Genomic DNA, 22,228 nt, shown 5'->3' with positions numbered 1-22,228 from the left:
CTGTCGCTTCGTTAGTACTACACTTTCGCGCAGATAATTTACTACAGGACGTGCGTACTTAGACTGAGTTCCTCAACTTCAGGAATCTACACCCTCATTCAACTCATCAACTATAGAAGGAGAAATCTTTCGTAGACTAATAAATGCTGAATGAGAGAAAACGGCTCACATGTTTGTGAACCGTTCTGTTCAAAACTATCCAATTACTTAATCTTAACCGAATGAACGATTTTCGTCATCTCATGTAAATTATCTTCAATATGTTTCACCGGAGAAATGGTCGTCATTTTTACGCCACCGCTACTGACAATAAGCTCATATTCGTCTTCATTGTCAGTTTTTGAAACAGCTGAAAAGCCGAAAATACCATCCTTCTCATACGTATTTTCTTCAATTATCTTTTTTGAACTATCCTCTTTTAATAAATTGTAATAGAGTTTACTATCTGCATCTTCGCGATCATTGATGAAAAGAACAAAACTCTCTTTTCCTTTAGTTATCAATATATTATATGCATCTGAATTATCTTCAACTTTAAAGTTGGAAGGTAAGTATAATTCTACATCCCCAATACTATCTGTGTGCTTCTCTGGCTCTCCTGCAAAGACAGTGTCTGTTGTTTGAAGTCCATTTTTAATTTGTTCATCAACAGATTGATTACAGCCAGTAAGTCCCAACAGTAAAAGCATTAAGCCTACCGCTCGTAGCCATGTATGAGACATTTTTCTCTTCCTTTCATTGCTAACTTTTATTTATTTTAAAAAAATTTATGTAAAGTTGCAACTTCACTGTTCCAATATCACTAATTCAAAAACATTACTCATGTGCTAATGTGAATAAATATTGACCAACAAGAAGCGAGACAATATGCTCAAACATCATCTGACGACTTACTAACCCTTGCGTAAAAATACCTACAGCTCCCGCACCTTGTCGAATATCTCGACGTTGTGTATATTGCTCCATCACTGGCCCAAGTTCCTTCCCGGCTCTTATTTCCTGGGCAATTTCTTCTGGTAATATAATTTGTGCGCCAGCAGCTGTATAAGTTGTGCCATTTGTTACTGTAAGAGCTCCCCAGTTACATACGTACATAACACCATCAATTTCCGTTACTCCACCCTCTAGTCCAAACGATAATTGAGCCCCCGTCTCATTCATTGCATTTTTTGAACGGTTTATGGCTCCCATTCGTGTTTCTTCATGAGTCATCGGTTGATCAGATACTTGTGAAGCAGCCTTAACATAAGTAAAAATCGGTTTATCAAAATATTTTCTAGCTATAACTTCAACTGCCTCTGTTTTTGCTTTGTTTGTTGTCCCAATAGCTATCTTCATTTTTCCAATCCCTCTTTCTTTTCATAGAAAAAGATGCCCCTAAAGGCACCTCCGGCGGATGTTACTTTACACATTAGCGCGAATCGTCTCTAATGTCGAACGATCTGCTTTTTTCACTAGTTCCACAATTAAAGCTTTTGCAGCTGCATAGTCATCAATATGAATAATTGATGCAGCCGTATGAATATAGCGTGAGCAAATACCGATTACTGCACTTGGGACACCATCATTTGCTGTGTGTACACGCCCTGCATCAGTTCCACCTTGTGATACAAAATATTGATAAGGTATATGATTTGTTTCAGCCGTATCTAAAATGAACTCACGCATGCCTCGATGTGTGACCATTGTACGGTCCAAAATACGCAATAAAGCACCTTTTCCAAGTTGACCAAATTGATTTTTTTCACCTGACATATCATTTGCAGGTGAAGCATCTAGAGCAAAAAATAAATCCGGTTTAATCATATTTGCGGATACTTGGGCACCACGTAGACCAACCTCTTCCATTACATTCGCGCCTGAATATAAATGCGAGGCTAGCTTTTCATCCTTTACTTCTTTCATCAATTCAATTGCCAATCCACAGCCATAGCGGTTATCCCAAGCTTTCGCCATAATTTTCTTCGGATTAGCCATTGGTGTAAATGGACAGACAGGGATAATTGATTGACCCGGACGAACGCCAAGTGCAATAGCATCCTCTTTATTGTCTGCACCAACATCTATTAGCATATTTTTAATATCCATCGGTTTAGAACGTTCAGCATCTGTTAGTAAATGTGGAGGTATTGATGAAATCACACCAGGAATCGCACCATTTTTAGTAAATACTTCAACACGTTGCGCTAGCATAACCTGATTCCACCAGCCACCTAATGTTTGAAAGCGGAGCATCCCGTTGTCGGTAATAGAAGTAACCATAAATGCCACTTCATCCATATGACCTGCAACCAATATTTTTGGTGCATCAGCAACATCACTATGCTTTACACCGAAAATTCCTCCTAAATTATCCTGAACGATTTCATCCGAGTACTTTTCTAACTCAGAACGCATGAACGCACGTACAGCATGTTCATTACCCGGAGCGCCTGGTAATTCCGTTAACGTTTTAAATAATTGTAATGTTTCCTCATTCATGATGACTCTCTCCCCACGAAGTAGAATATTCTTCCTTGCTATTGTAACACATTTATCTTCATTCAGTAGAAGACTCCTACCTCTGAATGTGGTGAGATAAATACGGATGTGGTTTCTTTTCAGTGGGTATCCAAACACTTACTGATATAAAGGAACTCAGTCTAAGAACGCCACGTCCTGTGGCGACGACTGAGTGACCAACATCACGTTGGCCTAAAGCCTCTGGCAGATGTCACGGATTTTGAAAGGAATGAATTGTGCGAGCACAATTCAAAATCCGGACGCAATTACGCCAAGGCGAAATTGATTGCTGAATTCGAAATATTGATACATTTCCTAAAAGCGCTCATGTGTGAACGTGCATTCACTCCGTATGCTATGTTAAAATGAACCTATAGAAAAAGGAGGAAAAAAGCATGAAATTACGTGATTTTTTAATTGGTGTTGCAACTGGCCTAGCTGCCGCAGTCATTGTTAAAGAAGCAAGTGAAAAGGTTTCTCCGTATGTACCTGCTGGACAAGTACTCGAAAACATAAAAAAAGAATTTAAAAAGGATTCGCCGATTGATGGTTCTTGGATTTTTATGAAAACTGACAATTTCACAAACGGCATTATGACAATTCCAGTATACCGTGGAGGTATCTCACGTATGCATGAGGGCGAAATGCAAACCTTTGAATTTGCTGCTGACGCCCGCTCAGGTGTAGTTGTCGAGCTAACAGAAGTGTAACCTTACTCTGCAATACGCGATCAAAAATTATAGAAGCCTACAAAAGAAGCCATCTCAGTTATTTGAGATGGCTTCTTTGTTTTACTCAGACAATCCTTTATTGTTGAAGTATTTTTTATATTTTCGATAATAATTTAAATTATTTAACGTTAGCTTCACCCAACGTTTTGCATTCATATCTTGATTATAGTAAAGAGAGTTTGTATATTTCCCTTCACGAATTAATTTTTTCGCTTCTAATTTAAGCTTTTCATTTGAGGCATATTTGAATAATACGCCCTTCGGAATGATCATCCATAAATGCTTATCTTGAACATACGTTACATCCTGTTCAATATTTAACATATGGTCATCAGCTACATACTTCATTAAATTATGACCACTTGCTGTTACATAATAGCTCGAGCGACCATTACGTAGGTTAATTTCAAACAACTTATACTGTTTGTCACGCATATCGTATTTCATATCAAAGTTAGCAAAACCTGTGTAACCGATATCTTCTAAAAAGGAACGTACTTGATCCAATAATTCTTTATCGTATGTTGTAACAATCGCTGCATAACTACCAATACCCTCAGGTGAATGCTCTTCTAAGATTGGGTTTCCTAGACACATAAGCTTCACTTTGCCGTCTTTCCCGACATAGGCATTTAATACACGCATATATGAATCATCACCTGGGATGAATTCTTGAATAATCATTGTATCCTGATAGGTTGAGCTATAGATTGCTTTTAAAATAGCTGTTTTTTCCGCTTCATCATGAGCAACGAATACTTTTTTCTTACCAGGGAATTTACATGCCCAGTATTCCACTGAGTTCGATGCCTTTAAAATAATTGGATAATCGAACGGTGGTGTAAAGTTTTCGTAATTATCAGCTGTCACTGTCGTCGTACCTGGATACTTAAAATTGTACTTATCACACATTTTATAGAAATTTTCTTTTAATAAAATTTCATCCATTAATGATTCATCGATATATGGTACTGTAAAATGCTCCTGCAATGCCGGTTTATTTTTGATAATAAGTTTTGCATAGTCATCACCACAAGCTAACAACAGTAGTTTTTTATTAGAATATTTTTTCGCGACTTCAGCAAGTGCAGGTGCAAACACATCCTGTTCATTTAAGCGATCAATTGCTTGGAAATTTATAATATGGCTGTCTTGCGTTGCCGTTAAATGTGAACGCCCTAATACAAGTGGTTTAATACCATATGCCTCGTAAAATGCACGTGCCATACCATATGCATTCATATCTGATCCTAGTAATACTGGTAAAAATGGTTGTTCAGTTGTCATGTAATTTCAACTCTCTTTTGTGTTTTAGTATAGCTTTTAGTGTATCATATTTTCCAAAATGTTCACGAGAAAAGTGTCAAAAAAATGGGGTATAGACAATTAAGCATATCTTCATAACGTTAAGTTGATTTCTGTTCCCACTATACAACTACAATAATTTATATCACATAGCTTACGTTTACATAAAACAATAAGTGAAGTTCCGTTTTATCACTATAAATTAGAGTGACTACCAGAGATACATACTATGTGAAGCGTTTGATTGGAGTGGAGACTGGGCGACTCCTCGGGGATTAGCGATAGAGGAACGAAGGCTAAAACCATCACGTCCTGTGATAACGCCTTCGTGACCAACATCGTGTTGGCCCAAGCGGCTCATCGGACGCCCCCAGGAAGCTTTGCTCTGTGCGAAAGCGAAGCGTCAGCGGCAAATGTTTTATCTGTGCGAAAGCGAAGCGGCAGCAACAAAGCGCCCAGTCGGAACGGAAATCAAACCCTAGTTTTGCCAAAGAGCGATACTTTTTTTAATTACCTTCATTTTATTGACACAATAGTTTTCAACACTATGAAAAAAACGTGCGAACACAAAGGTTCACACGTTCTATTAATTAGAATGTAATAACAGCTTGTCTGCTACGTTCTAGTTTAGCTACAATTTCTTTACCTGTTTCATCCCATTTAATCATGCGATAATAGGCATCATGATAAAAGATAAAGCCATAACCATTCGCAAGCGCTTCCTTCATAATACGCTCTTTTGCAAAGACACTGGCCATTGGATAATCATCATACGCTAATACCCATAATGGATTTTGATGCGCATGTGTCGGCATAATATCCGCCATATGCAATAATACTTCGCCGTTTTGTGTTAATTTTATTACAGCATGTCCATCACTATGACCACCAGTATGAATCATTTCAATACCAGGCACTATCTCTAACGTACCTTCATACGTTTCAACTAAATGCTGAACTGGCTCCCAGTTTTCTTTCCAATACGTATTTTTTGAGCGAATATTTGGCTCACGCATCTCGTCCCACTCAATTTTCGTCACATAGATTTTTGCATTCGGGAATGTTGGTACAAGAACTTCGCCTTCCCATTGCGTTAAACCACCAGCGTGATCGAAATGTAAATGCGTCATTAACACGACATCAATATCAGCTGTAGTTAATCCTAACTCCTGTAAGCTAGCCGCTAATGTTGATTCTTCAGTAACACCAAAGTTACGTAGCTGTTTTTCATTTAATTTGTTAAAGCCAACACCCGTATCAATAATATAGTTTTTACCTTCATATTGAACTAAAATTGGCTCAGTCGGTAACTCGATTTGATTTTTTTCGTTTACCGGATACTTGCGTGACCAAAGTGGTTTGGGCACAACTCCAAACATAGCACCGCCATCAAGGCAAGTGACACCCCCGTTTAGCCATGATAATGACATGTTGTGAAACTGTAACTGATCCATCCATACTCCCCCTATTTAGTAATGAATTGTGATTCTAGACGATAAATTGGCTGTCCTTTCGCAGAAAATTTCTGCTCATACTCAGTCATCACATTATCCTCAGGCATATTTGCATGTAAGTCGAGTGATACATACTTTAGTAACATACCGTATTCAGACACACTAATTAACGAATACTCAAACAAACCACGGTTGTCCGTTTTAAAATGGATTTCCCCATTATCCACTAAAATCGACTCATATAATTTCAAAAAATCCCCGTGCGTTAAACGTCGCTTAGCATGGCGCGTTTTCGGCCAAGGATCTGAGAAATTCAGATACACACGGTCTACATCATTTTTACCAAAATATTTATATAAATCTGCGCCATTTACTTTTAATAATCGTAAATTCGCTGGAGATTTAGCCTCTAAAATTTTTTCTAATGCACAAACGATTACACTGTCATAAAGTTCAATGCCAATATAATTTATATCTGGATTTTGTAAGGCCATACCCGTGACAAATTGCCCTTTCCCAGTACCTACTTCAATATGTAGTGGGTTGTCATTTCCAAAAACAGCCTGCCAATTCCCTTTAAAGTCTTCAGGATTCGGAATGATCACCTCTGAATGATTCGTAATCATTTCCTCCGCCCAAGGCTTATTTCTTAATCTCAATTTTTTTCCTCATTTCTTTCTCGTGAAATTATTGATTTGTTATAGTATAACTTATAACTATCAAATTCGCATGATATTATTGCGAAATGATATTTTTTAATAGTTCTTTGATATAAGCTGCCACGCATCACGTTGGACTGTACAGTGAATTCTCGTACCTTTTCTAATTTCCCCAATATAGTTACCATCTGTATGACAATCTACGTCATTTGCATGCACAAAAATATCAAATTGATTGCCTTGCAAAAAAGAAATCTCTTTAAATTTTGTATGTTTCCCAAAAAACACAGTGACAAATACCAGTAGTAATTTGAGACGTGAAATACTGTGAACGATTATTATTTCGATTTGTCCATCATTAGGTTTAGAGGAAGGCGAAATTTTCATACCTCCTCCGAAATAAGGATGATTGCTCATCGCAACAAACCATGCCTGCTGAAATTGCCACTCTTGCTCGTTTGCTTGAATGATTACATCAAAACGTTCAAAGCTAAATAGTCCTCTTACAACAGCCACAGCATAGGATAACTTGCCGAGCCCAATTTTATTGAGGTAAAACTTTAAACGAGATTTATTAATGTGCTTTGTAACAAATGCATCAAAGCCCACACCTGCATTATTAACAAATATCTCGTGTTGGAGTGCTCCAAGGTGAATAGTTCCGACATCCATCGTTTTATTGGCAATCTCCGTCTGCAAATAGGTTTCGATTTGTTTTACATTTTTAAAAGTAGTAAAGTATCGTGCAAAATCATTCCCAGAGCCAGCACGTACTACACCAATAATTATAAATTCATTATGTAAAACACCACTCACTACCTCATGTATTGTGCCGTCACCGCCAACTACAACAATTAGTTTTTTTGTACGTGTATCTTCCGCACATTTTTTCGCAAGTTCCTGTCCATGTCCTTCATATTCTGTAAAAGCAACTTGATAATCAATTGTTAAATAGCGTTGAAGATGGTACCAAACTCTCTTACCTTTTCCATTCCCAGCTGCTTCATTTACAATAAATAATACTTGCATTCATTAATCCTCAGCTGGTTGAGAAGATTTCTTCCAAATATCCCGGTTAAAGGATGTTGTTTGTACATTGTTTAAAATCGTTTGGGCAGCTCGAATTTGCATATGCTTCATCGGGGAGGACACTTTCTTTAAATGTTCCATCCATTCTCCGTAATTTCGACGATCAATAAACTGAATGCCAAAGGATGAACCTGGATAATCGAAGTAGCCATTACGTGTTAAAACAACTTTACGAATTGGCATATCTATATTGTCCTGCTTAAATAATTGCGTTAATACAGATTCCATACGATTTAAATTTATCAATGGATTAAGTACTTTTGAATCTTTCGTTCCTACTTTTTTTATCCAGAATCGTTCACTGCCACCCACATAAACTGCTTGGTTTTCCGTATCTAGCACTGTAATGCAAATACATTCTGTTGGTGACATTAGTACGACATCAAGCTCTATGGGTGCTTTTCTGATTTGTAAAATAGGGTAATAAAAAAGTAAATAATTATCCGGTAATTTTTGTAACAAATTTCGCAGCAAGGAATCCCGCATAAAACGAGGATCTACATACGACTTTTCACGTAGCGTTGAACTTGCCCATTTCATCTGAAACTGGAAAAATTGATCGATAAACATTCGCTTTAATTCATGGATAGATTGCGGCGCATAGACAATTTTCGGTTCAAATGTTAAAGTCGTTTCTTCTTCTGGTATGCTATCTTCATCACTCATCAGTTCATTCGTTATTTCTACCTGTTCAACGTCCCCACTGTCTGCCTTCTGGCGACCCGCAAACCATTTTTTCAATAAAGAAAATCGCTCTTTCTCTTCAAAAGAATCATTTTCAGAATCGTTGTCATGTTGCCACTCACTAATTTCTTCTCCTAACTCCCACTGTCGCTTAACACGTTCCCATTGACTTTTCTTTAAGCGTACAAATTGTGTTGGATATCTCGCTAAATCAATTTGATAGCGTGAGATATAATCTTGTAATTTCACTAATTGTGCCATTTTAAGGTCACTCCAATCTTACTCGCCCTAATATCTAAACTCCCTGACTATGTTTTTGAGGGTACTCAAAACATGATCAATAGCTATTTGCATTCATTACATCGTCATTTGTTCTTTGATTTTAAATATGTAAACTTCAGGCTATGTATATAAATCATCATCTTATTTATTTTACATGACGTTCCAAAAGAAAACATCCATAATTTGTTCTATAGAAAAAGAGAACTACCCTAGTAGCTTGGGATAAAACCAAGTTAGGGTAGCTCTCTTGAAAGCGTAACTTATTTAGCATTAATGGAAAGCGGTAATTTCGCCTCAAATGCTTGCTGTAATTTTCGAGTCCATTCACCTGGAACTCCAGCACCAATTTTGTTACCATCAACATCGATCACCGGTGTTACTTCAGAAGATACTGATGATACAATTATCTCATCCATCGTTAATAAATCAGCCTTTGTCATCGGTTCTTCAATAACAGTTAGGTTAATCTCCGCAGCACATTTTAAAATAACTTGGCGTGTAATACCGTTTAAAATGAAGTTATTTGCAGGGTGTGTATAAAGCTGACCATCTTTAATGCCATAAACATTCGCCGATGAACATTCTGTTACGATGTCTCCACGATGTAAAATAGCCTCATAGCAACCTTTTTCAGAAGCTTCTTGCTTTGCCAGTACAGCACCTAGTAAATTTAAGGATTTAATATCACAACGTAACCAACGGATATCCTCTACAAAAGTAGCCTTAACACCTTTTTCAAAGTTTTCATATGAACGCTCGCCAGTTTTAACATTCCCTGTTAATACAGCAGGAACACTTGCATCTGGGAAAATATGATTACGAGAAGTTGTACCACGTGTAATTTGGAAGTAAACATGACCCGTTTCCAAATTATTTTTTTCGACAAGTTCATGTAATAATTTGTGTAAAACGTCTTTAGTATAAGGAATGACAAGACGAATTTTTTCGGCACTCGCATAGAAACGATCAATGTGTTCTTGTGCTGTGAACATGTTTCCGTTATAAACTTTAATTACTTCATAAATGCCGTCACCAAATTGGTAACCTCTGTCTTCTGGGGATACTGCAATAGATCCTTCTTCAACGATTTGATCATTCCATAATGAATATGCCATGTTTCGTTCATCCTTTTCATATCTAAATTATTTGTTTCCTGCAAGTTCAACAATTGCTTCAGCGTAAATAGCTGTTGCTTTTATAAGATTTTCAATGACAACAAACTCATCTGCACGATGCGCTACGTCAGGTTCGCCTGGGAACAGCATACCGAATGCCACACCTTTTTTCATGACACGCGCATACGTACCACCACCTGTAGAAAGTAAAGGCGTCTCATAATCTCCAGTTTGACGTCTATAGATATCAGCTAAAGTCTGAATCAATGCATCATCCTCACTTACATAATGCGGCTTTGAGTCATCTTGAATATCCAATGAAAATCCTTTAGCCACTGCTATACGTTGTGCTTCGGTAATTTTTTCATCAAACGGATAAGTGACTGAATAACGCATACTAATCACCATACTGCCACCTTTAGCTACATCAAAGCTCACAATCCCTGGATTTAATGTAGTTTTACCAGACATTTCGTCCTCAAATTGCAGTTCAAGCTTGTTGCCATAATGATCTTGATAAAAAACATCTGCGGTAAAGTCGACAAATTGCTTACTTGCCTCTGTCGTCAACTCATGCTGTAAAAATGCTGCAAGATAAACAGCTGCATTGATCCCTTTTTCTGGCTCCATAGCATGTGCTGCTTTACCTTTGATAGATATTATATAGTGAGAACCCTCGATTAATAAAGAGCCTTCTAGCTGATTTTTGCTTAAAAATGTGTGAAAATTCTGTTCGAATTGCGGAGAAACAAATTGCACTGTCGCTTCTGCAAAATCAGGTACCATATTTGGTCGCTTTCCAGCATTAAATAGTAATAGCTGTTCTTTCGTTGCATCACCAGTTTTATTTTGAGAGAACACTAGCTCTGCAATGCCTTTTTCTGCATTGATGAGCGGGAAATCCGCATCTGGCGCAAATCCAATAGTCGGCATTTCCTCGTGTTTAAAATAGTGGTCGACACAGCGGAAGCCTATTTCTTCATCTGTACCAATAATCATTCGTACTCTTTTATCAAGCTGAATGCCTGCATCTTTAACAAGTTTCATGGCCATCCATGCTGCAATAGTTGGTCCCTTATCATCTATTGCACCACGGGCGAATAGCTTACCATCTGCAACAGTGCCACTAAATGGTGGGTATGTCCAATTTCCTTCATCACCAACAGGTACTACATCAACATGACATAAAATACCTAATAAATCTTCACCTTCACCCATCTGTATGTGCCCTGCATAATTATCAATATTTTTCGTTTGCAGTCCTTCAGCTAGGCCCTTTGCTAATAACCATTCAAGAGCCTTTAAGGGACCATCACCGAAAGGTACTTCAGTAGTGATAGTATTCTCATCGAGTACACTATTAATTTGCACAAGCTCCTGTAAATCTTGTATTAATTCATCTTGCCTTTCTTTTGCAGCTTGTAACCAATCCATACGATGTACCTCCTCCAATGTAATAACATTATTCTACTCTTTACACCATAAATTACAATCATCATTCTGACAACTTTTTTTACAATTCACCTCCAACACTACCATATATAGCATGTTCTTCACTTTTTCCCACAAAATACAGTATAAATTTTTTATTTAAATTGTAAATTTCCCTTGCATTCACTAGAAAATCAACTAGTTTTTCTATATAATAAAGTTATCAGAAAAATTGTTCTGAATATAAAATTAGAAAAGGGGATGTCTAAGGCAGCTACTTATTAGCCTAAGTGCACTCCGCACATATTGTCGTCCGCTAGTCTTTGCCAAGAGAAAAAAGATGAAGGAGTGGTTCATTTATGAAACCAACTACTGATCGAATGCTTAATCGTATTAAAGACGTGTACATGTTTATTTTAGACAAAGGAACCGTGTCTACACAGGATTTAGTCGAAGAGTTTAGTATCACTCCTCGCACCGTTCAAAGAGATTTGAACGTGTTAGCCTTTAACGATTTGGTGATGAGTCCAAGTCGAGGCAAATGGACAACGACGAAGAAAAAAGTAAAATTGACGTCTTAGTTTTTACGTTTAACACGTAAAGCATTTTGTATTGGAAAAGAATGACCTTTCGTCGTGGTCATTCTTTTTTTGTTGTCTTGTAATTGTTGATGCCCTCATCTATTCATCAATTATGCCTAATTGCGTCCGGAATCAGCTTTGTGCTTTCATAAAGAACTCTTCAGAATAGAAATCCCCCCGCGTTTTAATCCGTTTCACTTATATGGGATTCCTGTTTATTTCCCCCCTCAATTTGCTAAGAATTACATGCATTTTTATAAACATTTTGTTCTTCAGCGTTACCCCTAAAAAATTTTTCGACTATTTACAATTGCTCAACAATCCGTTAAAATCGAAACATTCTATATTTTGGAAGGAGGATTTTCTATGAAACTTCCTAAACTGTTCCATCCACTCGTTTGGATTATTTTAGGCGGAACTATTTTCACACGCATTGCAAGTTTTATGGCGATGCCCTTTCTAGCAATTTACCTACATAATGAAATTGAAGCCTCCCCTTTACAAATAGGTTTGACGATTGGTATTGCACCATTAATCTCCACTGTAGGAGGTTTCATAGGTGGTTATTTAACAGACCGATTTGGTAGGAAAAGGATCATTTTGCTTACTATTATTGTTTGGAGTATCGTGTTCTTCGGCTTTGCAATCGCACAGACTGTTTGGGTCTTCGTAGCATTAAACGCTTTGAATGGCTTATGCCGTTCCTTCTTCGAACCTTCAACCCAAGCATTAATGATTGATTTTACTCCAGCTGACAAACGAAAAAGATTGTTTTCATTACGCTATACAGCGATTAACATAGCTACGGTGATCGGCCCCGTTATCGGTGTTTATATTTCTCAATTATCTAGCCCAAGTATCCCTTTTATGCTGACAGGAACTATGTATATTATTTATGCAGTATTTTTATTTTTCATTTTGAATCGCTATGAAATGCAACAACAAAAAGCTTCAACACAAACAAAAATAATGCAAACCTTTACAATACTATTAACAAATCGTGTACTACTAAGTTTTATTTTTGGTGCAATTTTAATAAATATTGGCTACTCTCAATTTGATTCAACACTGCCACAAATCATTGAGCTTAAAATTGAAGAAGGTGCTGAGCTTTATTCTCTCCTAATCTCATTAAATGCAGCAGTTGTATTATTACTACAATTACCGATTAGTATTCTTTCTGAACGCTTTTCATCGTCAGTTACTCTATTAGTAGGAATCTTGTTCTTGGCGTTTGGCCTTTTATTATTCGGCTTCTCAAATAATTATCCGCTGTATATTATCGCTATGATTTTCTTTACGATTGGTGAAATCTTCGCCTTTCCAACTATGAGTATCATGATTGATGAAATTGCACCTGATACACAAAAGGCAACTTATTTAGGTGCAGCCCAATTTAAAAATTTCGGAGGCTTTATTGGACCAATTATCGGTGGGTGGCTATTATCACATTATATGAATGCATTGTTTGCAGTCATCGCTGTTATAGTTTTATGCAGCTGTGTATTTTATAGATCAAAACTTAAGCCGCAACAGTAATAAAATGTAAGTAATAGGACTTTTAAAGGCGTTAATTTCAGATAAAAAATCACTCCATTTCTATAAGCGAATCTCAAGCATTTGAAAAACTTACTTGGACTCACTATTAGGAATGGAGTGAGCAATATTACAATTTATCCTTAAAAATTTTAAGTGGTTTTAGCTTTCTTCATCAGCAGCAACCTCTTCATAACTGGAGTATTGGTCTTTACCAGCATTTTTCGATTGATATAATGCCTTGTCTGCACGCTCAAATAAACTTCTTTCTGACTCATCCGGATGAATGCAAATGGCACCGCCCATACTGACTGAAAGTACAGACCATCTATCAATAGTGACTTTATCTACATACTTCAAGTGGCGAATTTTCTCCAAAATAGAATTCGCTATTTGCTGTATAGCTTCTTCCTTCGCGTCATACAAAACAACTGCAAATTCATCCCCACCAAACCTTACAACAAAGCCATTACTTTCCACTTCTTGTTTTAAAATCCTTGCTGTTTCAATCAGGATTTTATCGCCTTCACCATGTCCAAACCGATCATTGACTTGTTTAAAATTATCTAAATCTAGCAACAATAAACCAGGTTGATTCATCTTCCTTTTCTTTAATAACTTGTCCATTTTTCTAATATAGGTAGCACGATTATAGACATTTGTTAACGCATCGTATGTTGCAAGATGTATCGTTTTGGAAAGGAGTTTATTGATGACTAATAGCATTATGAAAGAAGTTACTAAGGCAATACAAAGCAATATCTGAAACTGCTTTGTATTTTTAGCTAGCGCCTTTCTTTCTGTGAAATTACCATATTTCACAAACACAACCCTTTTAGAAGATTCCCCTCGAACCGTTTCTGCTTCATATGGTAAAAAACGATACTTTTCAATATAGCCATTTTGAAACTCCTCTTGATATTCCGTTGGCTGCATCGTTTCTCTTGCTAGCTCAAAATGCTCTTGAAATTTTTTCGATTGATCCTTTACAGTTGTTTTACTGGCTTTAGAATAATCAAAGAAAACTCCCCCTGCATTTATCGTTTGTACCTCTAACAAATCAGCATATTTATCAATTAAATATTCAGAAGTCTTTTCAAAGTTAAAAGTTTGGAACACAGGATTATCAAGTAAGTCTATACCTAACTCAAATAAATATTTGTTATCAGGTGTCGCTAAATAGCTAAATTTTCGATAGCCCCCAGTAGTTGTCGAAATATCTATGCCATCACTGTAGAATTCCCCGCTTGCTCGACGTTCATCTAGTAAAGCAGAAAAACGTATGCAGCATTTTGAAAAATTTAATCCTTTATCTTTTTCAAAAGTTGTATAAATTACAGTATTTGATTGATCGAGTATGTACACATCCATGCCATGTTCGTTTTTAATCTTCTGCAAATCCCACGTCGCTATATCTGGATTTTCTCCATAATATGTAATTAGTTCCCGGAGCTCTTCTTCCATTTCGTCAGAGATATTCTTATCAAAATAATAATGGGCGTTATCTACAGTTTGCATATCTGTCAGAATATGATTTTCAATTAACTCTCTATTCAAGGCTTCTTGTTCTTCTATACCTGCCATTAGTATTTGCCTGTTGACATAAGAAATGACAGCAACCAGTACTAATGCAAAGACAATTAAAGATATTAATAATTTAATTCTCAGGTTTTTCATTAATTTGTCCTCTACTTAATTTCACCATCTTTTTTTCTGAAAGATTTAGAGATTTTTTAGTACCATAGACTAAATAGCTATTCATTAAAAGTTATATCATATTATACAGTCACTGGTATAAGTATGTATATAAAAAATACCTCGATACTAATTGTCCTTAGCATCGAGGTATTCTTTAATCCCTATTCTGTAATCCGGCTAGCTCTTCAGCAGTTAACTCTCGATATTCACCTAATTCTAGATTGTCATCTAGTTTTAGGTTACCCATCGACAGCCGCTTTAAATATGTTACACGTTTACCTACTGCCTCAAACATACGCTTCACCTGATGAAACTTACCCTCTTGAATCATTAACTCAATTTCTGATTGCTGAGCAGATTTTAATATGATGAGCTCTCCCGGTTTTGTTACATAACCATCGTCTAGCTCAACACCTTGAGCAAATTTCTCACAATCTTCATCCGTGACAATACCTTCTATTTGTGCATAATAGACCTTTGGCACATGCTTTTTTGGGGACAATAAATTGTGTGCTAATATGCCATCATTTGTTAACAGCAATAACCCCTCTGTATCTTTATCTAAGCGACCTACCGGGAACGGCTCGAAATGTTGAAGTAAAGGATCTAACAAATCAATGACGGTTTCATCCCGTAAATCTTCTGTTGCAGAAATAACTCCTGGAGGCTTATTCATCATAATGTATACAAATTCTGTATAAATAACACGTTCTCCAAAAACGGAGACATCTTGCTTTTCAGGGTCAACGTGCAATGCTGCATCCTTCACATATGCACCATCCACTGTCACTGCTTTTTGCTTTAGAAGTTGCTTAACTTCCTTGCGTGACCCATAGCCCATATTCGCCAGTAATTTATCTAATCGCATAATACCTCCTATTTCAACCCCAGTTTGTTCGTAATTCTAGTCAATCGTTCACCGAGTAGTTTTTGTGCTAAACCTAAACGTAAAGACAAATAGCCATATACGGCAACACCTACTCCAGCACAAATAACAGAATACACTAATGCGGAGAATTTACCATCTACTGGCCCCATCAATAACTCTAAAAGTTTATGAACAATTAGTACACTTACCGCCATGGCCATAGTCAAACAAGAAATAAGCATCACACGACGTATAACCATTTCCGATCTGTAGTTTAGTGTTTGTCGTAGCACAAGTATATTAATGATAATTGATACACTATAGCCAATAGCTGTAGCAAGAAGCGCACCATCCGCCTCCATCCAACGGATAAAAGGAATGTTAATGGCTAGCTTTACTAAAATCCCAGATAATAAGCTTAAGACAATCCATTTTTGGAAATCAATACCCTGTAAAAGAGCCGCTGTTACTTGGAACAATGCAAATAAAATTGCTACAGGTGCGTAATGGGCTAAAATCGTAGCCCCCATCTCACTCTCAGAATAGAGCATAAAGTATATTTCATTTGATAACAACGAGATTCCGACTACCGCTGGCAATGTAATAAAAATTAATATTTGATATGTCTTATCCATTGCATTTCGTAGTGATAAATATTCACCTTGCGTATAATATTTTGTAATCGTCGGTACAAGAGCCATCGAAAAACCTGTAGCTAGCATTACCGGAATAATGACAACCTTATGTGTTGTAAAGTTAATCATTGATAAATAACTATCTGTTACTCCCGCTAATCCAATTGATGTCATAGCTCCGTTAAATGTTAGCATATCTACTAATTGGAATAACGGATTAGCAACGCCTACAAACACCATTGGAATCGAATACGTAATAACTTCTTTATATATGTCGGACATTGGTAGCTGCTTAGACGTAACGCTTTGGCTGCGTAGTAAATCAAATTCAGGTTGGTATTTTTTCCAATAATAATAGAGTGTCAATAACCCACCAATTGCCCCGATAAATGCAGCAAATACTGCGAAGGAAATCGCCGTTTCTGGTTGCCCATTGAAAACTACTACAACTAAGAATGAACCACCTAACAACACAACAATACGAACAATTTGCTCCACTAACTGCGAAACTGCTGTAGGCTCCATTTTGTCATAACCTTGGAAAAACCCACGCCAAAGACTCATAAATGGCACGACAATTAATGCAAAGCTAACCCAGCGCATTACTGAGGCAATTTGATCAATCGTAAATGCCTGCTCATCACTTTTAATAACAAGACCCGCTATTGGCTTAGCTAGTATAAAGAGAGCAATAAACGCAGCAACACCAGTAATCAGCATAATAATTATGCCTGATTTCATCAGCTTACGACCTGACTGGTAATCACCCGCTGCATTGTATTTAGAAACAAACTTGGAAACAGCAATTGGCGCACCTGAGATGGCTATAGCCAGCATAATCGAATAGGGAATGTATGCATATTGATAGAGCGCAATATTCTCCTCACCCACAATTGCATAAAACGGAAAAATATAAATTAATCCGAGCACCTTCGATAAAAACATCCCCATTGTTAATATCGCAGTACCTTTCATTAAATTGGACATCATACCCATCCATTCATCGTAAAATCAAGATTTTCATTATCATAACACTTAGAAAAACACTTATTAAATACTTGCTGTAAAGACGCTTGCTTCGGTAGCATCCTATCTTTTTACAGGTATCTGAGTGGGTTCCCTTGCTACCCGAGTACTTTTGAGCAATTCAGGGAAACTGTTTGATTTGCAAACGCTGTCACACACAATAGCCGTCTCCTGATAGCTTAATTTCACTGATCAACAATATTCAGCAAAACTACATGAAAAGACAACATACACAAATATTAAATAAGTAAACCAACTGTAATCTTAACATATTTATAGAATACCGACGCATAAATACATTAAAAAGTTCTAGAAAAACACAGCTCAATCAAAAAAATATCGGTTGTGTCCTCCTTGTGGAAAGTAGCAGGCTCAAAATAATCGGTGGAGATTTAGAAAACCTCCACCGATTAAAGTTACTTCTCTATTACATGTCTACGAAAAATTGTTTATACCATACTAAGAATACATAAGCTGTCCAAATATAACGTCCACGATTCGCTTGTCCTTCATAGTGCTCATCTAGATAGCCTACTAATTGTTTAGTATCAAAGAATTCATTGGCAAAGTCAGTTGTAAACATTTCTTTTACCATCTTGTAATACTTTTCTTCACGTAGCCAGTGACGAATTGGCACTGGGAAGCCAAGTTTTGGACGCTTTGCCCATTCTTCAGGTAGTTCCTGATGTGCGGCTTGACGAAGAACATATTTCGTATCAATGTCATTTACGCGGTATCTCGATGGAATGTTTTTCGCTAATTCCATCACTTCTTTATCTAAAAATGGTACACGTAATTCGATAGAATGAGCCATACTCATTTTATCTGCTTTTAATAAAATATCACCTGGCATCCAAAGATTTAGATCAAGATACTGCATTTTAGTAACATCATCATCACCTGGTACTTCATCGTAAATACGTTTTGTAATCGATTTTACAGATGGACCATTTTTATAGTCTGGTTTTAAGACATTTAATGCATCTTCTTCATCCCACACAACCGCTTCTCCGATAAAGCGCTCTTCTACTGTTTGACCACCTTTAACAAGGAAGTGCGTGTATTGATTTTTAGGTAACGCCTCTGCAATACCACGTAATGCTTTACGGATACCAAATGGAACTTTCTCATATTTTTGCATTTTGCCTGAGTTTTGATACCATGAGTAGCCACCAAAGATTTCATCCGCACCTTCACCTGAAAGTACAACTGTTACATCCTTCGATGCTAACTCAGAAAGGAAGTAAAGCGGTACTGAAGATGGATTCGATTGAGGCTCGTCCATATGCCACTGAATTTTTGGTAATGCTTCAAAACACTCATCAGCTGAAATATATTTACGCTCATTTTGAATATCTAATGTATCAGATAAATCTTTTGCTAAATTTGTTTCATTAAACATATCCTCGTAGTCAGAGAAACCAACAGAGAAGGATTTATCAGGGCGTAATAATGAAGTAATATAACTTGAATCAATACCACCTGATAAGAAAGAACCAACCTTTACATCACTTATTTGATGCGCATCTACTGATTCTCTTACTGTCGTACGAATTTCTTCTACATATTTTTCAATTGGAGCTTCTTTTGCATGGAATTTTTTATCCCAATACTGCACAATTTTCTTTTGCCCATTTTGAATAAGCATATAGTGTGCGGGTTGTAATTTGTACACACCTTTAAAGAACGTTTCGTCCATTGAAGAATATTGGAACGTTAAATAAGGACGTAGCGCATTTTTATTTAATTCTTTAATAAATGCTGGGTGTGGTAAAAATGATTTAATTTCTGAACCGAAAATAAAAGTACCATCTGTTGTATTTTCTGTATAATACAGTGGCTTAATACCAAAACCATCACGAGCGATGAATTGTAAATCATTCTTTTTATCCCAAATACAGAATGCGAACATTCCGCGAAGTTTTTTGACAAAATCTACTCCGTATTCAACATAACCATAAATAATAACTTCACTATCAGAGTGTGTTTTAAAATTGTGTCCTTTTGCAATCAAATCAGCACGTAACTCTTGGAAATTAAAAATTTCTCCATTAAATACGAGAACGATATTACCATCCGCACTGTATAACGGTTGATTTGCCACGTCTGATAAGTCGATAATACTTAATCGACGGAATCCTAAAGTTACTTTATCGTCACTGTGAATCCCGCCACTGTCTGGTCCACGGTGAATAATTGTATTCATCATATTTTCGATCGTTTGATGATGATCGATCACATTTGTTCCATTAATATAGCCTATAAATCCGCACATTCTATTTTTCACCTCATAATTTAGTGCATAACCTTTACCATAATAGCATGAAAAGACATTCATTTCATGCAGACAATACAGATAAAGCAAAACTTTCATCAGTGAGGTTATTCTACACCGATTATTCGTTCAACCAACTAGACTTTATCTCTCTTAAAAACACTTCAATTTTCTAATTTCCATCTAAAATTTACACATGCAAGCTTATCACCATAACGTGGGGTTGATTTCCGTTCCGACTCGGCGCTTTGATGCTGACGCTTCGCTTTCGCACAGATAAAACATTTGCCGCTGTCGCTTCGCTTTCGCGCAGATATAACATTTGCCGCTGTCGCTTCGCTTTCGCGCAGATATAACATTTGCCGCTGTCGCTTCGCTTTCGCGCAGATAAAACATTTGTTGCTGTCGCTACGTTAGCACTACGCTTTCGCACAGAGCAAAGCTTCCTGGGGGAGTCCGATGAGCCGCGTTGCTCGCTCCAGGGTCTCGGGCCTACACAATGTAGGTCACGAAGGCGTTATCACAGGACGTGATGCTCTTAGGCTTTGTTCCTCTATCGCTGATCCCCAAGGAGTCGCCCAGTCTCCACTCCAATCAACTTATATACATAGCATATGTTTAAACAAATGTTATTTCCACCTTTTGATGACAAGCCACTGCATTAAAGTAGAAGATAGAAAATTATAAAACACTTTTGTGTTATTTTCAATGTGAAAGAAGCCCCTCTATATAGACTTCATGTATAATAGGAAAGATTCCTAATTTGAAGAGAAAGTGAGTTTTAATATATGTACGATGTTATCGTTATCGGTGGTGGCCCATCAGGTTTAATGGCCGCTATCGCTGCTGGTGAGCGTAAAAAGAAAGTACTATTGCTAGAAAAAGGGACAAAGCTCGGTAAAAAATTGGCCATTTCTGGCGGTGGTCGTTGTAATGTTACCAATCGTTTACCTATAGAAGAAATAGTCAAACACATCCCTGGAAATGGTCGTTTTCTTTACAGTCCTTTTACGGTTTACAACAACGAAGATATTATTGCATTTTTCGAAGGACTTGGCGTTGCATTAAAGGAGGAAGATCATGGGCGTATGTTCCCCGTGTCTAATCGCGCTCAAGATGTGGTCGATACTCTTATTCGTCAACTTCAGCGGCTACATGTTGAAGTACGCTTAAACACACCAGTTAATAAGCTTCTTATGGATGAGGACAAAATTCTCGGTGTACGCCTTACAGATGGTACTGAAATTCGCAGTGAGGCCGTAATCATTGCAGTTGGTGGAAAAGCTGTTCCACAAACAGGTTCGACAGGAGATGGTTATCCATGGGCAGAACGTGCTGGTCATACAATCACAACACTTTTCCCTACTGAGGTCCCTGTTATATCAAAAGAGGATTTTATACAGGCTCGTGAACTACAAGGGCTAGCGTTACGAGATGTCGCTGTTTCCGTTTTAAACAAAAAGGGCAAGGTACTTATAACCCATCACATGGATATGCTATTTACGCATTTCGGAATAAGTGGCCCTGCTGTGTTACGCTGTAGTCAATTTGTCGTTAAAGAATTAATGAAAACAGGTTACGAGCCTGTGACAATGCGTATTCAAACACTTGTTGATTATAATGAAGAAACGTGCCTGCAATATTTAAACAGACTTATTAAAGAAGACCCGAAAAAAGCGGTGAAAAATGTGTGGAAAGGAATTGCGCCTGAACGCTGGTTGTTATTTTTATGTGAACGTGCGGATATCGATGTACAAATGACAGGCATTGAATTATCACAGGAAAAAATTCGCAACTTAGCTAGACTACTCGTCAACTTCACAATGTCGGTTAGTAGTACGCAATCTCTTGAAAAAGCATTTGTCACTGGGGGTGGAGTTTCTGTTAAAGAGATTGAACCAAAGACAATGGCCTCGAAGAAAAAGGATGGGTTATTTTTCTGCGGAGAAATCCTTGATATTCACGGCTACACAGGTGGCTATAATATAACGTCTGCACTCGTTACAGGACGTATCGCAGGGATGAACGCAGCACTGTAATATTACTGTATCGCGGACTTCTATCAGCGAACTTTCGGGAGTTATCGGCGATTTCCTGCAAGTTATCAGCGATTCTGGACTTTTATCAGCGATTTCCTGTAAGTTATCAGCGATTCTGGACTTTTATCAGCGATTTCCTGTAAGTTATCAGCGATTCTGGGCTTTTATCAGCGATTTCCTGTAAGTTATCAGCGATTCTGGGCTTTTATCAGCGATTTCCTGTAAGTTATCAGCGATTCTGGACTTTTATCAGCGATTTCCTGTAAGTTATCAGCGATTCTGGACTTTTATCAGCGATTTCCTGTAAGTTATCAGCGA

General features: G+C 37.2%; 20 protein-coding genes. 5 read left to right on the top strand and 15 right to left on the bottom strand.

Going from position 1 to position 22,228, the window contains the following annotated elements; translation table 11 throughout:
• Positions 1-203: 203 nt before the first annotated feature.
• From ACVWXS_RS06355 to ACVWXS_RS06345, 3 genes are all read right to left on the bottom strand, one after another.
• A complete protein-coding gene (locus ACVWXS_RS06355) occupies positions 204-722 on the bottom strand; it encodes a hypothetical protein (protein WP_402989243.1) in 519 nt (172 codons plus the stop codon).
• Between the two features lie 94 nt (positions 723-816).
• Positions 817-1,338 (bottom strand): DUF84 family protein, encoded by a 522-nt coding sequence (locus ACVWXS_RS06350; protein ID WP_368638212.1) that lies wholly within the window; start codon positions 1,336-1,338, stop codon positions 817-819.
• Between the two features lie 66 nt (positions 1,339-1,404).
• Complete coding sequence (locus tag ACVWXS_RS06345; protein ID WP_068984025.1) at positions 1,405-2,481, bottom strand: M42 family metallopeptidase; 1,077 nt, start codon at positions 2,479-2,481, stop codon at positions 1,405-1,407.
• 416 nt (positions 2,482-2,897) lie between these two features.
• On the opposite strand from ACVWXS_RS06345, the gene ACVWXS_RS06340 reads away from it, so the two are divergent.
• Positions 2,898-3,212: a peptidase M4 gene (locus tag ACVWXS_RS06340; protein ID WP_053592328.1), complete on the top strand. Its 315-nt coding sequence runs from the start codon at positions 2,898-2,900 to the stop codon at positions 3,210-3,212.
• 81 nt (positions 3,213-3,293) lie between these two features.
• Here ACVWXS_RS06340 and ACVWXS_RS06335 read toward each other — a convergent pair whose 3' ends face one another.
• Entirely contained in the window at positions 3,294-4,520 is a 1,227-nt protein-coding gene (locus ACVWXS_RS06335) for a carboxylate--amine ligase (RefSeq protein WP_068984026.1), read from the bottom strand.
• 262 nt (positions 4,521-4,782) lie between these two features.
• Here ACVWXS_RS06335 and ACVWXS_RS06330 point away from each other — a divergent pair, with 262 nt between their 5' ends.
• Positions 4,783-5,139 carry a hypothetical protein gene (locus ACVWXS_RS06330; protein ID WP_456957002.1) on the top strand — a complete coding sequence of 119 codons (357 nt, stop codon included), beginning with the start codon at positions 4,783-4,785 and terminating at the stop codon, positions 5,137-5,139.
• Here ACVWXS_RS06330 and ACVWXS_RS06325 read toward each other — a convergent pair.
• From ACVWXS_RS06325 to pepV, 6 genes are all read right to left on the bottom strand, one after another.
• On the bottom strand, positions 5,129-5,992 hold the full coding sequence (locus ACVWXS_RS06325) for a YtnP family quorum-quenching lactonase (RefSeq protein WP_374965593.1): 864 nt from the start codon (positions 5,990-5,992) through the stop codon (positions 5,129-5,131). The genes ACVWXS_RS06330 and ACVWXS_RS06325 overlap by 11 nt on opposite strands.
• A gap of 11 nt (positions 5,993-6,003) precedes the next feature.
• Positions 6,004-6,651, bottom strand: a complete 648-nt coding sequence (trmB, locus tag ACVWXS_RS06320) for a tRNA (guanosine(46)-N7)-methyltransferase TrmB (protein ID WP_368638209.1) — start codon at positions 6,649-6,651, stop codon at positions 6,004-6,006.
• Positions 6,652-6,747: 96 nt separating this feature from the next.
• A complete protein-coding gene (locus tag ACVWXS_RS06315; protein WP_456956999.1) occupies positions 6,748-7,680 on the bottom strand; it encodes a diacylglycerol/lipid kinase family protein in 933 nt (310 codons plus the stop codon).
• Positions 7,681-7,683: 3 nt separating this feature from the next.
• Positions 7,684-8,685, bottom strand: coding sequence for a nuclease-related domain-containing protein (locus tag ACVWXS_RS06310; protein WP_368638207.1), 1,002 nt, complete (start codon positions 8,683-8,685; stop codon positions 7,684-7,686).
• 281 nt (positions 8,686-8,966) lie between these two features.
• The gene (dat, locus tag ACVWXS_RS06305) at positions 8,967-9,821 is read right to left on the bottom strand and encodes a D-amino-acid transaminase (protein WP_456956997.1); all 855 of its coding nucleotides are present in this window, start codon (positions 9,819-9,821) and stop codon (positions 8,967-8,969) included.
• A 27-nt stretch (positions 9,822-9,848) separates the two neighbouring features.
• The gene (gene pepV, locus ACVWXS_RS06300; RefSeq protein ID WP_456956995.1) at positions 9,849-11,255 is read right to left on the bottom strand and encodes a dipeptidase PepV; all 1,407 of its coding nucleotides are present in this window, start codon (positions 11,253-11,255) and stop codon (positions 9,849-9,851) included.
• 356 nt (positions 11,256-11,611) lie between these two features.
• Here pepV and ACVWXS_RS06295 point away from each other — a divergent pair, with 356 nt between their 5' ends.
• Together ACVWXS_RS06295 and ACVWXS_RS06290 are read left to right on the top strand one after the other, a co-directional pair.
• Complete coding sequence (locus ACVWXS_RS06295) at positions 11,612-11,833, top strand: DeoR family transcriptional regulator (protein ID WP_049667439.1); 222 nt, start codon at positions 11,612-11,614, stop codon at positions 11,831-11,833.
• A 366-nt stretch (positions 11,834-12,199) separates the two neighbouring features.
• Positions 12,200-13,372 carry an MDR family MFS transporter gene (locus ACVWXS_RS06290; RefSeq protein ID WP_456956992.1) on the top strand — a complete coding sequence of 391 codons (1,173 nt, stop codon included), beginning with the start codon at positions 12,200-12,202 and terminating at the stop codon, positions 13,370-13,372.
• Between the two features lie 159 nt (positions 13,373-13,531).
• Here ACVWXS_RS06290 and ACVWXS_RS06285 read toward each other — a convergent pair whose 3' ends face one another.
• The 5 genes from ACVWXS_RS06285 to ACVWXS_RS06265 form a co-directional block, all read right to left on the bottom strand.
• Positions 13,532-15,046, bottom strand: a complete 1,515-nt coding sequence (locus ACVWXS_RS06285) for a GGDEF domain-containing protein (RefSeq protein WP_368638204.1) — start codon at positions 15,044-15,046, stop codon at positions 13,532-13,534.
• Between the two features lie 175 nt (positions 15,047-15,221).
• Positions 15,222-15,935 (bottom strand): pseudouridine synthase, encoded by a 714-nt coding sequence (locus ACVWXS_RS06280; RefSeq protein WP_375199655.1) that lies wholly within the window; start codon positions 15,933-15,935, stop codon positions 15,222-15,224.
• 8 nt (positions 15,936-15,943) lie between these two features.
• On the bottom strand, positions 15,944-17,557 hold the full coding sequence (locus ACVWXS_RS06275; protein ID WP_456956989.1) for a putative polysaccharide biosynthesis protein: 1,614 nt from the start codon (positions 17,555-17,557) through the stop codon (positions 15,944-15,946).
• A 466-nt stretch (positions 17,558-18,023) separates the two neighbouring features.
• Entirely contained in the window at positions 18,024-19,871 is a 1,848-nt protein-coding gene (gene asnB / locus ACVWXS_RS06270; protein WP_456956987.1) for an asparagine synthase (glutamine-hydrolyzing), read from the bottom strand.
• Positions 19,872-20,061: 190 nt separating this feature from the next.
• On the bottom strand, positions 20,062-20,304 hold the full coding sequence (locus ACVWXS_RS06265; protein ID WP_456956985.1) for a hypothetical protein: 243 nt from the start codon (positions 20,302-20,304) through the stop codon (positions 20,062-20,064).
• A 355-nt stretch (positions 20,305-20,659) separates the two neighbouring features.
• Between ACVWXS_RS06265 and ACVWXS_RS06260 the strand changes: the two genes are divergently transcribed.
• A complete protein-coding gene (locus ACVWXS_RS06260) occupies positions 20,660-21,910 on the top strand; it encodes an NAD(P)/FAD-dependent oxidoreductase (protein ID WP_456956983.1) in 1,251 nt (416 codons plus the stop codon).
• The last annotated feature ends 318 nt before the right edge of the window (positions 21,911-22,228 follow it).

This window comes from Lysinibacillus sp. TE18511 (assembly GCF_054062295.1).
The sequence above is the reverse complement of the archived record's forward strand: the minus strand, read 5'-3'. Positions and strand labels throughout refer to the sequence as shown.

Excerpts from the sequence above, each read along its gene's own strand:
- dat (WP_456956997.1), bottom strand. The coding sequence starts at position 9,821 with ATGGCATATTCATTATGGAATGATCAAATCGTTGAAGAAGGATCTATT.
- ACVWXS_RS06290 (WP_456956992.1), top strand. The coding sequence starts at position 12,200 with ATGAAACTTCCTAAACTGTTCCATCCACTCGTTTGGATTATTTTAGGC.
- ACVWXS_RS06325 (WP_374965593.1), bottom strand. The coding sequence starts at position 5,992 with ATGGATCAGTTACAGTTTCACAACATGTCATTATCATGGCTAAACGGG.
- ACVWXS_RS06345 (WP_068984025.1), bottom strand. The coding sequence starts at position 2,481 with ATGAATGAGGAAACATTACAATTATTTAAAACGTTAACGGAATTACCA.
- pepV (WP_456956995.1), bottom strand. The coding sequence starts at position 11,255 with ATGGATTGGTTACAAGCTGCAAAAGAAAGGCAAGATGAATTAATACAA.
- ACVWXS_RS06260 (WP_456956983.1), top strand. The coding sequence starts at position 20,660 with ATGTACGATGTTATCGTTATCGGTGGTGGCCCATCAGGTTTAATGGCC.
- ACVWXS_RS06295 (WP_049667439.1), top strand. The coding sequence starts at position 11,612 with ATGAAACCAACTACTGATCGAATGCTTAATCGTATTAAAGACGTGTAC.
- ACVWXS_RS06340 (WP_053592328.1), top strand. The coding sequence starts at position 2,898 with ATGAAATTACGTGATTTTTTAATTGGTGTTGCAACTGGCCTAGCTGCC.
- ACVWXS_RS06335 (WP_068984026.1), bottom strand. The coding sequence starts at position 4,520 with ATGACAACTGAACAACCATTTTTACCAGTATTACTAGGATCAGATATG.
- ACVWXS_RS06350 (WP_368638212.1), bottom strand. The coding sequence starts at position 1,338 with ATGAAGATAGCTATTGGGACAACAAACAAAGCAAAAACAGAGGCAGTT.
- ACVWXS_RS06280 (WP_375199655.1), bottom strand. The coding sequence starts at position 15,935 with ATGCGATTAGATAAATTACTGGCGAATATGGGCTATGGGTCACGCAAG.
- ACVWXS_RS06355 (WP_402989243.1), bottom strand. The coding sequence starts at position 722 with ATGTCTCATACATGGCTACGAGCGGTAGGCTTAATGCTTTTACTGTTG.
- ACVWXS_RS06285 (WP_368638204.1), bottom strand. The coding sequence starts at position 15,046 with ATGAAAAACCTGAGAATTAAATTATTAATATCTTTAATTGTCTTTGCA.
- ACVWXS_RS06315 (WP_456956999.1), bottom strand. The coding sequence starts at position 7,680 with ATGCAAGTATTATTTATTGTAAATGAAGCAGCTGGGAATGGAAAAGGT.
- ACVWXS_RS06310 (WP_368638207.1), bottom strand. The coding sequence starts at position 8,685 with ATGGCACAATTAGTGAAATTACAAGATTATATCTCACGCTATCAAATT.
- ACVWXS_RS06275 (WP_456956989.1), bottom strand. The coding sequence starts at position 17,557 with ATGTCCAATTTAATGAAAGGTACTGCGATATTAACAATGGGGATGTTT.
- asnB (WP_456956987.1), bottom strand. The coding sequence starts at position 19,871 with ATGTGCGGATTTATAGGCTATATTAATGGAACAAATGTGATCGATCAT.